The organism is Roseovarius aestuarii, assembly GCF_019966515.1.
In the GTDB taxonomy this organism is placed as follows: Bacteria; Pseudomonadota; Alphaproteobacteria; order Rhodobacterales; family Rhodobacteraceae; genus Roseovarius; species Roseovarius aestuarii.
The window spans coordinates 159,195-175,318 of sequence record NZ_JAIMIB010000005.1 but is presented as its reverse complement, the minus strand read 5'-3'; the positions used below and the strand labels follow the sequence as shown (position 1 = coordinate 175,318).

The 16,124-nt window shown below is 58.2% G+C and carries 13 protein-coding genes; 8 read left to right on the top strand and 5 right to left on the bottom strand.

From position 1 onward, the window contains the following. The first annotated feature begins 3 nt into the window (after positions 1 to 3). The gene (ntrX, locus tag LC334_RS09105; protein ID WP_085800084.1) at positions 4 to 1,425 is read left to right on the top strand and encodes a nitrogen assimilation response regulator NtrX; all 1,422 of its coding nucleotides are present in this window, start codon (positions 4 to 6) and stop codon (positions 1,423 to 1,425) included. Between the two features lie 328 nt (positions 1,426 to 1,753). On the opposite strand, the gene LC334_RS09100 is transcribed toward ntrX, so the two are convergent. Then, the gene (locus LC334_RS09100; protein WP_085800085.1) at positions 1,754 to 2,230 is read right to left on the bottom strand and encodes a hypothetical protein; all 477 of its coding nucleotides are present in this window, start codon (positions 2,228 to 2,230) and stop codon (positions 1,754 to 1,756) included. 112 nt (positions 2,231 to 2,342) lie between these two features. Between LC334_RS09100 and trkA the strand changes: the two genes are divergently transcribed. The 4 genes from trkA (at position 2,343) to hflX (ending at position 6,893) form a co-directional block, all read left to right on the top strand. Further along, positions 2,343 to 3,719 (top strand): Trk system potassium transporter TrkA, encoded by a 1,377-nt coding sequence (gene trkA / locus LC334_RS09095; RefSeq protein WP_085800086.1) that lies wholly within the window; start codon positions 2,343 to 2,345, stop codon positions 3,717 to 3,719. Between the two features lie 4 nt (positions 3,720 to 3,723). Continuing rightward, on the top strand, positions 3,724 to 5,244 hold the full coding sequence (locus LC334_RS09090) for a TrkH family potassium uptake protein (RefSeq protein WP_085800087.1): 1,521 nt from the start codon (positions 3,724 to 3,726) through the stop codon (positions 5,242 to 5,244). Positions 5,245 to 5,379: 135 nt separating this feature from the next. After that, a complete protein-coding gene (gene hfq / locus LC334_RS09085; protein WP_085800088.1) occupies positions 5,380 to 5,619 on the top strand; it encodes an RNA chaperone Hfq in 240 nt (79 codons plus the stop codon). Beyond that, on the top strand, positions 5,616 to 6,893 hold the full coding sequence (gene hflX / locus LC334_RS09080) for a GTPase HflX (RefSeq protein ID WP_085800089.1): 1,278 nt from the start codon (positions 5,616 to 5,618) through the stop codon (positions 6,891 to 6,893). The genes hfq and hflX overlap by 4 nt, the downstream gene beginning before the upstream one ends. 133 nt (positions 6,894 to 7,026) lie before the next feature. Here the strand turns inward: hflX and LC334_RS09075 are convergent, their stop codons facing one another. The 4 genes from LC334_RS09075 to LC334_RS09060 form a co-directional block, all read right to left on the bottom strand. Beyond that, complete coding sequence (locus LC334_RS09075; protein WP_139836355.1) at positions 7,027 to 8,496, bottom strand: pyridoxal phosphate-dependent decarboxylase family protein; 1,470 nt, start codon at positions 8,494 to 8,496, stop codon at positions 7,027 to 7,029. A 345-nt stretch (positions 8,497 to 8,841) separates the two neighbouring features. Beyond that, positions 8,842 to 9,153: a bactofilin family protein gene (locus tag LC334_RS09070; protein WP_085800232.1), complete on the bottom strand. Its 312-nt coding sequence runs from the start codon at positions 9,151 to 9,153 to the stop codon at positions 8,842 to 8,844. 136 nt (positions 9,154 to 9,289) lie between these two features. After that, positions 9,290 to 9,952 carry a response regulator transcription factor gene (locus LC334_RS09065; protein WP_085800091.1) on the bottom strand — a complete coding sequence of 221 codons (663 nt, stop codon included), beginning with the start codon at positions 9,950 to 9,952 and terminating at the stop codon, positions 9,290 to 9,292. Continuing rightward, entirely contained in the window at positions 9,949 to 11,373 is a 1,425-nt protein-coding gene (locus tag LC334_RS09060) for a cache domain-containing protein (RefSeq protein WP_085800092.1), read from the bottom strand. Before LC334_RS09060 ends, LC334_RS09065 begins: the two co-directional genes overlap by 4 nt. A 226-nt stretch (positions 11,374 to 11,599) precedes the next feature. On the opposite strand from LC334_RS09060, the gene LC334_RS09055 reads away from it, so the two are divergent. The 3 genes from LC334_RS09055 to LC334_RS09045 all read left to right on the top strand — a co-directional run bounded on the left by LC334_RS09055 (position 11,600) and on the right by LC334_RS09045 (position 16,018). Further along, on the top strand, positions 11,600 to 12,682 hold the full coding sequence (locus LC334_RS09055; RefSeq protein ID WP_085800093.1) for a TRAP transporter substrate-binding protein: 1,083 nt from the start codon (positions 11,600 to 11,602) through the stop codon (positions 12,680 to 12,682). A 91-nt stretch (positions 12,683 to 12,773) separates the two neighbouring features. Continuing rightward, complete coding sequence (locus LC334_RS09050) at positions 12,774 to 13,664, top strand: TRAP transporter small permease subunit (RefSeq protein ID WP_085800094.1); 891 nt, start codon at positions 12,774 to 12,776, stop codon at positions 13,662 to 13,664. Continuing rightward, positions 13,664 to 16,018: a TRAP transporter large permease subunit gene (locus LC334_RS09045; protein ID WP_085800095.1), complete on the top strand. Its 2,355-nt coding sequence runs from the start codon at positions 13,664 to 13,666 to the stop codon at positions 16,016 to 16,018. Before LC334_RS09050 ends, LC334_RS09045 begins: the two co-directional genes overlap by 1 nt. Positions 16,019 to 16,124: the final 106 nt, after the last annotated feature.

Genomic DNA, 16,124 nt, shown 5'->3' with positions numbered 1-16,124 from the left:
ACGATGAGTGATATTCTGATTGTCGATGACGAAAGAGATATCCGCGAACTGATCGCGGATATTCTGGAAGACGAGGGCTATGGCACCCGACTTGCGGGCAACTCCGATGACGCGATGAGCGCTATAGCTGACAGCCAGCCGGCGCTGCTGATCCTCGATATCTGGCTGAAAGACAGCAATATGGATGGCATCGACATCCTGAAGGCGGTCAAGCGCGATTACCCGGAAGTGCCGGTGGTGATCATCTCGGGCCACGGCAATATCGAAATCGCGGTCGCGGCGATCAAGCAGGGCGCCTATGATTTCATCGAAAAGCCGTTCAACATCGATCAGTTGATGGTGGTGATCAGGCGTGGCATGGAAACCAGCCGCTTGCGCCGTGAGAATACCGAATTGAAGCGGCGGGATACAGCACCCGCGGATATGCTGGGCGACAGCGCGGCTTTCCGCACGCTGATCAGCCAATTGGACAAGGTAACAAAGTCCAATGGCCGGGTGATGCTGACCGGGCCTGCCGGGTGCGGCAAGGAACTCGCGGCGCGTTATATCCACGCCAATTCCAGTCGCGCCGACGGACCGTTTGTCAGTGTCGGCTGCGCCTCTATCGAGTCCGACCGGATGGAAGAGGTGCTTTTTGGCCGAGAGGGCGAGGACCGCGGAGTGGAACCCGGACTGTTGGAAGAGGCCAATGGTGGGGTGATCTATTTCGATGAGGTCGCAGATATGCCGCCCGGCACCCAATCCAAAATCCTGCGGGTATTGGTCGATCAGACCTTCCTGCGCGTCGGTGGATCGGAAAAGATCGAGGTCGATCTGCGCGTGATATCGTCGACCAACCGGGACCTTGAAGCCGAGATTGCTGCAGAGAGGTTCCGCCGGGAACTCTATCACCGCCTGAATGTCGTGCCGATAAATGTGCCATCTCTGGAAGAAAGACGCGAGGATATTCCACAGCTCGCGGCCTATTTCATCGAAGTTTTCAATCGTACGCAGGGGCTGCCGATGCGTCGGCTAAGCACCGAAGCGGGAGCGTTGTTGCAGACCATGCGCTGGCCCGGGAACGTACGGCAATTACGCAATGTGATTGAGCGGGTGCTGATCCTGGGGGATGATACAGACGAGATTGATGTCCGCGAATTGCCCCGCGAAAGCGAGGGCGCGCCAGAAGAGGGACGCGTGGTGCTTTCAGGTTCGATCGCAACATTGCCATTGCGCGATGCGCGTGAGGCATTTGAGCGGGAGTATCTGCTGACCCAGATCAACCGGTTTGGCGGCAATATCAGCCGGACTGCGGAGTTTGTAGGCATGGAGCGCAGCGCACTCCACCGGAAGTTGAAATCTCTTGGTGTGGTGACCAGCGCGAAAGCCGGCAACCGCGTAGCACATGTGGACGATTCAGCAGAAACCGAACCTGCAGAGACCTGAAAATCAGTTGACCTGCGCAGTTCGCATGGTTGGGCATCCGTTTTTTCACTTTGACTTGCTCTCCTTAAGGTAGTATTTTCAAAGTATCATATATACCGAGATACGAATTTAGGGTATAAACTGGATAGCAAGAAGGAATTTTAGGGCTGGATTGGGCCCGTTGCTGATTTCGAAAAAGGAAGAATTACACACTAAACGATTTTCAGATCATCACTCACGGATCAGACAGTTCAGTCAGATCGATTTCGTCGTTCGTTTTCACCACGATTCAGTCGAAGAAAACCCTTTAGTGTGCTGATATAATTCTTTTTTGTGGGAATCGCTGATATCAGCCATCCCCAGGGGTCACGATCTGCCAGCGACCGGATCGAAACCGGATTGCGCATGATTTCGCGGTCAAAGGTGGCAGAACCTGTGTTGCGCGCATCGGCGTCGCGCGGGTTGTGCTGGCATCACAGCGCTTGATCCTGGCCTTCACATAGCCTTGATCCGCCATGCATTGATCGGCAACCTTGCCACGTAACGGGGCATTTGCATCATAGCTTTCGAACCGGCCGGGTGAGATCAGGCGGCTGTGCCAGCGGCAATACCCGTTGGCATGGCATATCCGGTAGCGGTCGTAGACTGGCGGGATATAGCGGGAGCGAATGTCGGCAGGCACCTGTCGCAGGGCCGCCACCTCGCAGGTGGTCTGGTCGCGATCCATGCGCGCAACGGTTTCGCCTTCCTTGTAGTATATTTGCAAGGGCGCGCAGGATGTCAGCAGAAAACCAGCGGTCAGGGCTATTTTTAGACTGTGTTTCATTGGTTTACTCGTATTTCGGTTACGTCAGAAATGCGCTGTGGTGGGACAAAGCAATTGACCCTGAACCGCCCTTCTGTCATGCAACACCTTCAGAGAGGATGAGGCAAGACGTATGAAGGTCATCATCTGCGGTGCCGGTCAGGTTGGCTGGCAGATCGCCCGCCACCTGTCTGGCGAAAACAACGATGTCACAGTGGTGGACAACAACCCTGACCTGGTGCGTCGGGCCACCGACACGCTGGACGTGCAGGGTATCACTGGTTTCGCTTCTTATCCCGATGTTCTGGAACGGGCCGGTGCGCGCGATGCGGATATGATCATCGCCGCCACCCATTCAGACGAGGTGAACATGGTCACCTGCCAGGTGGCGCATTCGATCTTTTCGATCTCGCGCAAGGTGGCGCGCCTGCGCAGCCAATCCTATCTGGATGCGATCTATTCCGATCTCTACCGGCGCGATCACATGCCGATCGAAGTGGTGATCAGCCCCGAGCGCGAAGTGGCGGCGGCCGCCCTGCAGCGGCTGGCCGCCCCGGCCGCCTTTGACACCGACACGTTTCTGGGTGGCAAGGCACAGCTGATGGGCCTGCGTCTGGATCACGACTGCCCGGTAGTGAACACGCCGCTCCGGCAGTTGAGCGATCTCTTTTCCACCCTGCGCGTGGTGGTGCTGGCGGTGCGGCGCGAGGGGCGCCTTTTTGCCCCCGAGGCGGGCGACCAGCTATTTGTCGGTGATGAATGCTATGTCTTTGCGCCGGTTGAGGATATCCCGCGAACGCTGGAAGTGTTCGGCAAGTCGGAATCCAAGCAGGAGCGGCTGGTCATTGTCGGCGGTGGCAATATCGGGCTTGCGGTTGCCCAGGCGCTGGAAACACGCGGCGGGGGTGTCCGCGTCAAGATGATCGAGCGCAGCCGCAAATGCGCCGAAATGGCCGCTGACGAGCTTGAGCGTACCATTGTGCTGAACGGCGACGGGCTGGAAGCGTCATTGTTGCAGGAGGCGGGTATTTCCCGCGCCGATGCGATGCTGGCGGTCACCGATGATGATAAGGTCAACATGTTGGCCGCGGTGCGGGCCAAGGCCGAGGGCTGTCCTTATGTGATCTCGCTGATCAACGATCCGACGCTGGTGCCATTGATGGGGCCGCTGGGGATTGATGCGCATATCAACCCGCGCGCGACCACGGTCAGCTCGATCCTGCGCCATATCCGTCACGGCAAGGTGCGGGGGGTTTATTCGATCGGAGATGCCGAGGCCGAGGTGATCGAAGCTGAGGTGATGTCGACCTCGAACATTGCCGGTTCGACCATCCGCGATATTGATTTTCCCGAAGGTGTGCTGGTGGGCGGCGTGATGAAGGACGGCGAGGTGATCAAGCCGACCGGCGGGCTGCGGATCGAGGCGGGTGACGTGATCGTGCTGTTTGCGCTGGCCAATGACGTGCCAGCGGTCGAGCAGTTGCTTCAGGTCTCAATTGATTTCTTCTGAGCCGATGATCGCGCGGCTGCTTTCATTTCCCCTGATCCTTGTGCTGGCAGGCATATCGGCGCTTGCCATGTTTATCCCGGCGCTGCACGCACTGGTCAACGAAGATCACAGCGTCTCGCGCAGCTTTGCCTATTCCGGCGTTCTGGGCATGACGCTGGTCATGGTGATCGGGTTGGCGATGTCTGGGCGGCAACGTGGCGGCACAAACGAATTGCAGAACCTCTTATCGCTGTTTTTGGCCTATTCGGCGTTACCCTTGTTTCTGGCAGTACCGTTCTACGAAGGGTTGGAGACCACGAGTTTCCTGAACGCCTATACCGAAATGGTGTCATCTGTCACCACGACGGGTGCCACGCTGTTCGAAGACCCAAAGCGCCTTGGCGACACGCTGCATCTGTGGCGCGGCATGGTCGGTTGGGCCGGGGGATTGCTGGTCTGGGTCAGCGCCTCAGCGGTACTGGCGCCGCTTAATCTGGGTGGGTTTGAAGTGACTGCAAGCGCCGAACCGGGGCAGGGTGAACCGGTTACCGGCCGATTCGAGCGGGCCAGCATGGATAAACGCATCCGTCAGATCACCATGCAGCTCGGGCCGATCTATGTCGGGTTGACAGCGGCGCTCTGGATATTACTGCTGATTGGTGGCGACCGTCCGATGGTCGCGATGATCCATGCCATGTCGACCTTGGCGACGAGCGGGATATCGCCCATCGGAGGCGTGCAAAACGGCGCATCGGGTGTCACCGGCGAGATGGTGATTTTCCTCTTTATGCTGTTTGCCTTATCGCGCCTTACCTTTTCATCGGACACGATCACTGCGGCTCGTCCCGGGCTGAACAGCGATCCCGAGTTTCGCATCGGCGTGCTCTTGGTACTAGGCGTGCCGGTGTTGCTTTTCGCGCGGCATTGGTTGGGGTCGCTCGAACTTCAGGAACCCGCCAGCGTGGGAATGGTACTGAGCGCACTTTGGGGGGGCACCTTCACGGTCTTGTCGTTCCTGTCGACGACCGGTTTTGAAAGCACCGACTGGGCGGTGGCACGCGACTGGTCGGGTTTGGGAACCCCTGGCCTGATATTATTGGGTCTGTCGCTTGTGGGCGGCGGTGTGGCGACCACTGCGGGCGGCGTCAAACTGCTTAGGGTCTATGCGCTTTACCTCAACGGGCGACGCGAGATGGAGCGGCTTGTGCATCCGTCATCGGTGGGTCGCGCCAGCGCGGGCGGGCGTCGAATTCGCCGTCAGGGCGCCTTTATCGCCTGGATATTCTTCATGCTTTTCGCCATGTCGCTGGCTTTTTTTACCGTGACTCTGGCGCTTCTGGGGATGGATTTTGAAGAGGCTATCGTACTGACTATCGCCGCACTTTCAACCACCGGCCCATTGACGCAGGTGGCCGCCGAACAGCCCATCAACCTACTGCAGCTGAGCGCCGCAGCCAAGCTTGTCTTGTCCGCGGCAATGGTGATCGGGCGGCTGGAAACCCTTGCGATCATCGCGCTTTTCAACCCGGGTCTGTGGCGGGATTGATACGGTTGGGCTTGCATCCCCCGCCTAAAGATGAATTTTAGGCTGGAATCCCTCGCATGGGCACTTCATACTCACGCGACCGGAGAGACCTGTGCCGATCCGCGGTGCGCGCAAGAACAAAGGCTTTGAGGACAAATGGCTGCTGACAGACAAAATTTGCAAGATGCATTTCTGAACCAGGTACGAAAGACCAAGATTCCGGTCACAGTATTTCTGATCAACGGGGTCAAGCTACAGGGTGTGATCACCTGGTTTGACAATTTCTGCATCCTGTTGCGCCGGGATGGGCAATCGCAGCTTGTCTACAAGCACGCGGTCAGCACCATCATGCCGTCGCAGCCGGTGAACCTCTATGATGGTGAAGACGCCAGTTGACCGAGACCGCGCGGGAGGCGACCCGGGCCTGGGTTCTGCATCCTGACATCAAGACATCGCCGGGAACTCGTGATCCCCAATTGGCGCTGGAGGAGGCGGTATCGCTTGCCCATGCGCTGCCCGAGCTTGAGGTTGCGGGGGATATGGTCGTGCGACTGCCACGCGCCCATCCCGGCACGCTCTTTGGCAAGGGTAAGATCGAAGAACTGAACGCGCTATTCGAGGCCGAAGAGATCGATCTGGTGCTGATCGACGGGCCAGTCACGCCGGTGCAGCAGCGCAATCTGGAAAAGGCCTGGGGACTGAAGCTTCTGGATCGTACCGGGTTGATTCTGGAGATTTTCAGCGACCGCGCCGCCACCCGCGAGGGGGTGTTGCAGGTCGAGATGGCGGCGCTGAGCTATCAGCGCACAAGGCTGGTCCGGGCCTGGACCCACCTTGAAAGGCAGCGCGGCGGGCTGGGCTTCGTGGGTGGTCCCGGTGAAACGCAGATCGAGGCTGACAGGCGCGCCATTGACGACCAGTTGGTGCGGCTCCGGCGGCAATTGGACAAGGTGATCAAGACCCGCACCTTGCACCGCGCCTCGCGCGCCAAGGTGCCGTTTCCGATTGTGGCGCTGGTGGGCTATACCAACGCTGGCAAGTCGACGCTGTTCAACCGCATGACCGGGGCCGAGGTAATGGCCAAGGACATGCTCTTTGCCACGCTCGATCCGACGATGCGGCGGATTGAACTGCCGGAATCAGGCCCCGAGATCATCCTGTCGGACACGGTCGGTTTCATCAGCGATCTGCCGACCGAACTGGTTGCCGCCTTCCGCGCCACGCTCGAGGAGGTGCTGGCGGCGGACCTGATCGTGCATGTGCGCGACATCTCGCACCCAGAGACGGCTGAACAGGCCGAAGACGTGCGCGCCATCATGGACAGCCTCGGCGTAGCCAAGGACACGCCGCAGATCGAGGTCTGGAACAAGGTCGACCGGCTGGACGCTGAGGCGCGCAACACGGTTCTGACTCAGGCCGCTCGGATGGATGACGCGCTGGCAATCTCGGCCATCACCGGCGAAGGGATGGATACACTGGTGGCCGGTATCACCGAGGCGCTGGAGGGGGACATGGTGGAAACCAGTGTGTCATTGGATTTCAATGAGGGCCGCAAACGTGCCTGGCTTTTTGAACGCGGGCTGGTCGAGAGCGAGGCACAGGGCGAGAAGGGGTTCGAGCTGACGGTGCGCTGGAACGCCCGGCAGGCTGCGCAGTTCGGTCAGTTGTGATCGTGAGACATTACCTGCGGCCAAAGACGTTTCCCACCAAGGTCGGTTTTGCAGACAAAGCTGACCTTTGCCGAGTATCAGTACTCTATCATAATTGTACGATCACCAACGTGATACTGGCGGCAACAATCGACTATCCGTTTTCCAAAACTTCCAAACCAACAGCCTTAACTTCCCTGAGCAACAATTCGAGGTCGCTGAGCCTTGTCCTGTGATTGCATATTGCGGCTCTCAAACAATGCCGTCCCTTGACGGTTGTATCTGATACTGCTGCAGTACCACTTTCCTGCAGGCGGATCATGATCTCTGTATTCAAAGTCTCCAGCGCATCATCAGCCAACTCGGCTGGCTTGTAGCGAAAGCAAACAATGTTGACCGTCGTTGGTGCGGCCAGTTCAAGCTCGGCATCTTCATTCACCATTTCAGTCAGATAGCGGGCTTGTGCGATGTTCTGGTCAATCAACCGCCCAAACTTCTCAACACCATGTTCCTTGAGCGTCATCCATATCTTTAGTGCTCTAAAACCGCGAGAAGTCTGAAGGTTGTAGTCCTGAAGATATTCTGCAGCCGCAATGCCGCGTGGCTTTTCTTCAAGATATTCGGGATGAACGGCGAAGGCGTCCCTATGCAGAGCAGCATCTTTTATTATAGCGCAGCCGGCCTCGAACGGAGCATGTAGCCATTTGTGAGGATCAAGCGCCAATGAATCTGCATATTCAATGCCGTCCACGAGATGTCTGTTCTCAGGTGCTATTGTCATCAGGGCACCGATACACCCGTCGACGTGAAGCCAAAGACCCTCCGCGTCACACAACTGCCGGATCGCCTTCAGGTCGTCTATTGCCCCGGTATTCACTGTGCCTGCCGTCGCAATCACGCAAGCTGGTCGCCTACCTGCATCGCGATCTTCATCTATCCGTCTTCTAAGCTCCGCCAAATTCATGCACAGGTCTGAATCAGAAGGCACACGGCGCAGTGCTTTGTTCCCCAGGCCCAAAAGCTCAACGGCTTTCTGGTGGCAACTATGGGCCTGATCAGAGGCGTAGTATGACAGTGGCTGCTTGATCGCAGCGACTCCCTCCGATCGAACATCAATGCCTGCCAGTGCGTTACGTGCTACTGTAAGTCCAACAATATTGGCCATTGAACCGCCGCTAACCAAAGTTCCACTCGCCGTTTCAGGGAAGCCCATCATCTTTTTTAGCCAATTGGTAACCTGCCCATCCATCAGCGCTCCCGCGAAGTTACCGCCACCGAGGTTAGACCCATCAATCGCCGCCAAAAATTCTCCTAATGCGCCGCTAAAACTCCCTGAACCCATGTACCACATCCAAAACCGTGGATGGATATTACCCATGGGATACGGAAGAAGATTTGATTTTAGTTCCGCATAGACGTCATCGAGAGCTGTTGACCCGAGCGGCAATGGCGCGGCGTAAGCGTCGCGAACCGCGGTGGGCATATCCTGCAAAAGCGGACGATCGCGGACGTCGCGTACATGTGAGATTGCATCGTCGATGATCTGGTGCGCCGTCGAATGAAGCGTCGCCCAATCAGGTGGATCAAGACTTTCTTCAATCTTTGGCTGGTCAATTTCAGTCATGGCATCCTCCAGCACACTCAGCATAATCAGAGCTGGAAATTTAGCAATCTGGGGTCCGCTAAGGGCTCTGTGCGGACCTTGCGATCCTTTGCCTGTGCACTTCCAACCTATTCTGCTTGCCGCGCCCGATTTGGCCGGGTGGTGACCGACCTCCCTCCGGGACTCGCTTTTTGATGTTTCGCCTGATGGAGACGTTGCGGCTTTGGCGAGGCGCCCGAATAAATCCCGGTTTCAACGCCCTCCAGGTCAGTCGCCGCCCTTATGATGTTCTTTATCCGGAAAGGGCTGAACAAGAACGTTCAATGCGCGAGAGGCATGAAATGCCGACCGCCGAACAGGTTCTTTTCACCCGGTTACCTTGATCTGACCGGTCATCTTCACGCCGCTTTCGGCCGCCATTGTCTTGGCCGTGACATTGGCATGCACCTTGGATGTTGTCCCAAGTTTCAGATCATCGCATTGCAGACTGCCGGTGTGTTCACCTTCGATCGTGATCGACTTTGCCGACAGCTTGCCCTTGGTCGAACCGCCCTGTTGGACGAAAACCGAATCTGCGGTGATGTCGCCGGTCACTTTGCCATTTATTTCAATGCCGCCTTCACCTGAACTGACATTGCCGTCGATAATGAGGTCTTTTTCGATAACAGAATTTGCCACTTCAATCGTCTCTCTTGAATGCCACTGCAGCCATAGTTTGTACCCGGACGGTCCCCAAGGCAACAACTCTGCGATTTCGGGCGGGAAATCGGCGGATGAACGGTCATTTGACGCGCTCAGGCGTTTGCGCAAGGCATCAAATCTGCACGCCGGTGCCTTGCAGTACCCCGTGTTCCAACGCGTAGCGGGTCAGACCGGCGGTGGAGGAGATGCCCAGCTTGCGCTTGATGTTCTTGCGGTGGGTCTCGACCGTACGGACGGATATATCCAGCTCGACCGCGACTTCCTTGTTGGACTTACCTTGCGCCAGTTGCAGCAGGATCGTCTGTTCGCGGTTGGTCAGCTGTTCACGGTCGCTGCGGTCAAACGGCTCAAGCGAGCCCTGCGCGCCGGTGCAGAGATAGCGCTGTCCGGCCATGACCGCATCAATCGCGCGCCTGATCTCGTCGGTGGGCACATCTTTCAGCACATACCCCATTGCGCCGTGGCTGAGCGCCGAGGAAATGTATTCAGGGCTATCATGCATGCTGAGGATCAGGATGCGGGTATCGGGGCGGCGTTCCAGAATGATCTCGGTTGCGGTCAACCCGCTGATGCCCGGCATGTTGAGGTCGAGCAGGATGACATCGGGGTTCAGCACCTCGGCCTGGTCGATGATCTGCTGACCATCGCTGAGCGTCGCGATCACCTCGACATCTTCGTAACTTTCGAGGATCGACTGGATGCCCTCGGCCACCATCGGGTGATCATCGACAATGACGATGCGGATCGGGGCAGGGGGTGTGTCAGGGCGTGTCATGCGCTGGCCTTTGTTTCGGATTTTGCTTTTTCAGGCGGAAGCAGGTGGCTGAGAGGTACCGTTGCCTCGATCACCGTACCGGTCTTGCTGGAGAGGATGCGAAGATTGCCATCCAACTGCTCCATACGTTCCTGCATGTTGCGCAGGCCCAGTCCGGAGGAGGGCGTGTCCTGCGCATGGGTCTGATCAAGACCACGTCCGTCATCGGCAATGCGCAAGGTGGCGCCGCGGGCATGGCCGCGCAGATCAATGGTGAGTTTGGACGCGCCGGAATGGCGTTCGATATTGGTCAGCGCTTCCTGTGCGACACGGTAGAGCGCGATCTTGGCGTCTTCGTCCAGCCGGTTGCGGAATACCACCGTGTCGAATTCGGTCTCGATCCCGGTGCGTTTGCCGAAATCCTCGGCCAGCGCTTTGAGGGCCGGGCCGAGGCCCAGATCGTCAAGCGCACCGGGGCGCAGATCCCGGCTGATCCGGCGGACTTCCTGAATCGCGCCGGAGAGATGCTCGAGACCGCTGTCAAGCGTGTCGGCGGCGCGCATGTCACCATTGGCCAGCCTGCGGCGTGCGGTATCAAGCGCATAGCGGACCCCGACAAGGATCTGACTGATGCCATCGTGCAGTTCTCGGGCGACGCGGCCGCGCTCTTCCTCCTGAGCATCGAACACCCGCTGAGTGAGCTTCTTGAGCTTGGCATCGGCCAGGCGGCGTTCCCTGATGGTGATGAACAGCCCTGACCCGAAGACCAGGAGCAGGGTCGCAAGCGTGATGGCGCCGATATAAAGAAATGTCCGGCGGATGCGCGCCTCGACCTCGGCGCGCGACGCGGCGACCTTGGCCACCACGTCGTCGATGAAGACCCCGGTACCGATGGCCCATCGCCAGTCCTGCAGCCCGATCACATAGGTAACCATCTGGGCGGTCTCACCGGTGCTGGGCTTGACTGAGGCGTAAGTGTGATAGCCCCCACCAGAGCGCGCAAGCCGGACCAGTTCATCGGTGATGGCGGTGCCGTTCGGATCGGTTCGCCCGGTCCAGTTTCTGCCGATGAGATTGGTCTCGCGCGGGCTGACAAGGTTGTTGCCGTCATAGTCGTAGACAAAGAAATAGCCGTCGCGGCCATAGAGCATGGCCGACAGGATCTGCGTGATCACCAGCTTGGCTTCTTCGTCATCGGGCGAGGCGCGCCCATAGATGTTGAAAAAGGCGTTGCGGGCGATGGAAAGATAGTTTTTCAGCTCGGCGCGTTTAGCGGCAATCAACTGCCGTTCGAGATTGCGGATTTCACGCTCGGCCAGTTGGCGAGATTCAAGTGTGACAAGGACCGAAATCACCACGGCCGCCAGCACAAGCGGTAGCGTGGCAGTCAGAAACAGTTTCTGCCCGTAGTTTCGCCAAAGGTGGTCGCGCAAGCGTCGCATGACGAATCGTTACGTCGATTCAGCGGTGATTCCCAGAGTTTGCGCCTCCGAGCCTTTGTCAGACCCATGAACCGGTAAGGTTTGCGGACCAAAGGCGTGTTTTCTACGCAGTAGTCGGTATTCCCAACCCGTTACGCTCGCGCTAGGGTGCCCCTACTTGCAACGATCCGCGTGCCGGCCCCGGTGGGGCAAGGCGCGCTTTCAACTCATCGGGAGGTATAACCATATGGATCGTCGTTCTTTTCTGAAGAATTCAGCTCTGGGCGGCTCGGCCGTCGCCGCGACGGCGCTTGCGGCACCAGCCTACGCGCAGGGCAAGCGTACGCTTACGATGGTCACAAGTTGGGGCCGCGGTCTGGCGGGCGTTTTTGACGCGGCGCAAAAATGTGCGGATAACATCAACGCCATCACTGACGGTTCCCTGACCATCGACGTAAAAGCCGCTGGCGAGTTGGTCGGTGCGTTCGAAGTGTTTGACGCGGTGACAGCCGGACAGGCGGACATGTATCACGCCGCCGACTATTACTTCGTCAACCAGCATCCGGGATTTGCCTTCTTTACCGGCGTGCCATTTGGCATGACAGCGACCGAGCTGAACAACTGGTACTACCACGGCAACGGTCAGGCGATGCATGACAAGCTGGGTGAAATCTTTGGCCTGAAATCCTTCCTCGGCGGGAATACCGGTTCCCAGGCGGGCGGCTGGTTTGCCAAGGAAATCAAGGGCCCCGAGGATTTCAACGGCCTTAAGTTCCGCATGCCCGGCCTGGGCGGCAAAGCCCTTGGTTACATGGGCGCGTCGGTTCAGAACCTTCCCGGCGCGGAAGTGTATCAGGCGCTGGCCTCCGGTGCGATTGACGGCACCGAGTGGATTGGCCCCTGGGCGGATGAAAAAGCCGGTTTCCAGGAGATCACCAAGTTCTACTACACTGCCGGTTTCCATGAACCATCAGCCGGCCTGTCGCTGGTGACCAACCGGGAAGTGTTCGAAAGCCTGACACCTGCACAACAGGGTGCCATCGAAATCGCGGCCGGACACGCAAATGTATGGAACCTGAGCCAGTTCCTGATGAACAACGGTGCGGCGCTCGAGCGTCTGAAGGCCGGTGGCGTCAACGTTCTGGAATTCCCGCCCAGCGTCTGGGATGCGATGGGTGCGGCCAGCCAGCAGGTCTATGACGAGTTCATGGGCGACGAGCTGTTCAAGGAAATCTACGACGATTATGTCGGCTCCATGAAAGCCTCCTCGGGCTGGCTGACCCAGTCGATCAGCGCCTACCGCAATCAGCGCGACCGCGTTCTGGGCTAAGCCGACAACAACACTTGCGGGTCCCGATAACCGGGGCCCGCATCAGGGATGAAGGGCCAGAACGGCCCATAAGAGGGGGCATGAGAGAACGATGCTGGACGCAATCGTCTGGTTTTTCCAGAATATCGGACTTGCCTTTTACAATCTGGGATATGCGCTGACCCATCCGCAATTGTGGCTGGACTGGTCTGACAAGGCCTCGATCATGCGCTTTGTCTATTACGGCGGCTCGGTCGAGCTGTTCTTTGTCATTTTCACCTTTGTTCTGATCATCACCGGCTTTGGCTTGTGGAAAAACGGTTTCATGTGGGGTTGCGTGCGCGTCCTTGAAGGTTTTGCCAACACCGTGGGCCGGTTTTTTGCCTGGGCCGGGCTGTTGATGGTGATCCAGCAGATCGTGATCGTGTTCATCCAGCGGGTCTTTACCCGGCCGGACATCGTGCTGGGCTTCGGTATTCCGATGCAGTTCGACATCAGCTGGTGGGCGGAAGAGCTGAAGTTCTACAATGCGCTGGTGGTGTGTATGTGCGCCACCTACACTTTTGTGCAGGGTGGGCATGTGCGGGTCGATCTGATCTATTCAGCCGTCAGTTTCCGCACCAAGCGCATCATAGACATGGCTGGCAGCCTGATCTTCATGATGCCGATGGCGGTGCTGACCTGGATGTATGGCTGGTATTTCATGTGGCGGCACATGATCGTGCCCAATCCGTCGGCCAGTGACAGTCTGGACAAGCTGCTACTGAAATCGCGCGCACTGCGCTGGAACCTCGAGACGATCGGTTTCAGCCCGAACGGGTTCAATGGTTATTTCCTGTTCAAAATTCTTCTGATCTGCTTTGCAGCGATGGTGTTCATCCACTCGATCGCGTTCTTCTACCGGTCGTATCTGGAGTGGAAGGAGGGGCCGGAAAGCGAAGGAAAATACCTCGACAAGGACAGCCTTGGTGAAGGGGAAGAAGCCTACGAGGGGACACACTGATGCTTTTCGGACTTGATGGCGTCGAGATCGGCCTGATCATCGTCTTTCTCTGCCTGTTTGGCGGAATTCTGTCGGGTTTTCCGGTGGCGTTTGCCATTGGCGGGGCCGGGATCATTTCGTTCGGGATCATTGCCGCGCTGGATAGCGCCGGATTGCTGATCCATCAGGCGATTGATACCGGAAGTGACGCCTATAACGCGCTGATTGCCAGCGGGGTGAAGGGCGAGAGCATTTCGGTCTTCCGATATCCAGAGTTGCCGCGATTGGCCGAACCGGTCTTTGTCAAAGGATGGGAAACGGCGCTGGACCGCAACATTTCGTTCATCGTCAACCGCATGAACGAACGCGTGCTGGCGGGCCAGTCGATCGAGACACTGCTGGCGGTGTTGATGTTCGTGCTGATGGGCATAACGCTGGAGCGCTCGAAAATTGCCAACGACCTGCTGACCACAATGGCGCGCGTCTTTGGTCCGTTACCGGGTGGTCTGGCCGTGTCGGTGGTGGTCGTGGGCGCGTTCCTGGCCGCCTCAACCGGTATCGTGGGCGCGACGGTGGTGACGATGGGCCTTCTGAGCCTGCCCACCATGTTGCGCAACAACTATTCGCCCGAGATTGCCACCGGCGTGATTGCGGCATCGGGCACACTGGGGCAGATCATTCCGCCCTCGATCGTGATTGTTCTCTTGGGAACGCTGGCGGGAGATCTCTATTCCGTCGCACAGGAAAACCGGGCGCTTGAGGCCGGCTGCACCGATGCGTTGACTTATCTGGGTGAGCCTGCGGTCGTTTCGGTCGGGACATTGTTCCAGGCAGCTCTCTTGCCAGGAATTCTGCTGGCGCTCCTATACGCGCTTTATGCCTTTGGCTATGCGCTGGTTAATCCCTCGAAGGCACCTGCTGTAGAGATGGGGGCCAGCAGCGGTGAGGTCGTCACAAGAGGCGAAGCGCTGACCTGGTATCTGGGCGTGCCGCTGGCAATGATCGTCGGCGTGATCCTCTTGTCCTCGGCGAACATCGTCGGATCGCAAAGCCTGACGGTCGACAGTTATTCGGAACGCGGCGACGCGGCATCCCTGCGCACCAGTGTCAGTGACCAATGTGCGGCCTCTATGATCGAATTGCACGGGCAAGAGGCCTGGGATGCGGCTCTGGCGGAACAGAAAGCCATTGACGATGCGGGCGGAGCTGCGGCCAGCGTCAAGCTCAGCGAAGAGGAACTGGCCGCCGCCGTCATCGAGAAAGAGGCCACCGCAGCACCTATCGGTACCGGTGTTGCGATCATCTTCCTGCTTCTGGGTCTGATCCTTGCGGTGGCGCGCGGAGTTAAGCCATCGGCTGCGCCCGCCCCGTTGTTGATCGGTTCCCTGGGGATTGTGCTGGGCTTACTGGTGGATATCTTGCTGATCGCCCCTTCAACCAGCCCCGGTATCAGCATTGTTCTGCTGGCCATTCCGCTGGCAATGGCGCTTTATGGTTGCGGCCACGGTGCCATGCGCCTGGCAGAGAATGAACTGATCCGGGTGGTTTTCCCGCCGCTGGTGCTGATTGTCGCGGTTTTGGGGTCGATCCTGGGCGGTATCACCAACCCAACCCCCGCGGCGGCACTTGGGGCAGGCGGCGCGATCATGCTGGCGGCCTATCGCAAGCTACGCGATGACGAACGGTCGGGCAGGGTGATCATCTACGCCACATTTGCCATCATCGTAGCCATTCTGATGGGGGTGAATTTTGATCTGCGGATTAATGTTCAGGGCGTTAGCGTCGAGACTTGGATTGCCTTTGTTGTGGCCAAGGCGGCGTATCTCTTTGCGCTCTTTGGCCTCCTGTTCTCGTGCTGGGTTCTGTTCGCCGGGGGCGTGCTCAGCCCCATCGTGCGCGAGACCGCCAAGGTCACCTCGATGGTCTTTACCATCCTGATCGGGTCGCAGCTTTTGAACCTTGTGGTGATCAGCTTCGGCGGCGAGCACTATATCCAGCAGTTCCTGAAAAGCTTCGATTCAGAGTTCAAGGTCTTCCTGATCGTGATGATCGTGCTTTTCGTGCTGGGCTTCGTGCTCGATTTCCTCGAGATCATCTATATCGTCATCCCGATTGTCGGGCCTGTCATCTATGGCGGCACGTTCGACCCGAAATGGGTGACGATCATGATCGCGGTGAACCTGCAGACCTCGTTTCTGACGCCGCCCTTTGGTTTCGCGCTATTCTATCTAAGGGGGGTTGCGCCGAAGGAAGTTACGACGGGACATATCTATCGCGGCGTGTTCCCCTTCGTGCTTATCCAGGTACTCGGGTTGGCGATCCTGTGGTTCTTCCCGGCGATCGTGACGATTGTTCCGGCGCTGATCCCGAACTGATCCAGCACATCACCGACCATGCCTGGGGGCGCCTTACGGGGCGCCCTTTTCCATTGCGGGCCATTGACGTTCTTGTCGCGCCTGAATAGGCCGGAGGGGCAGGGGC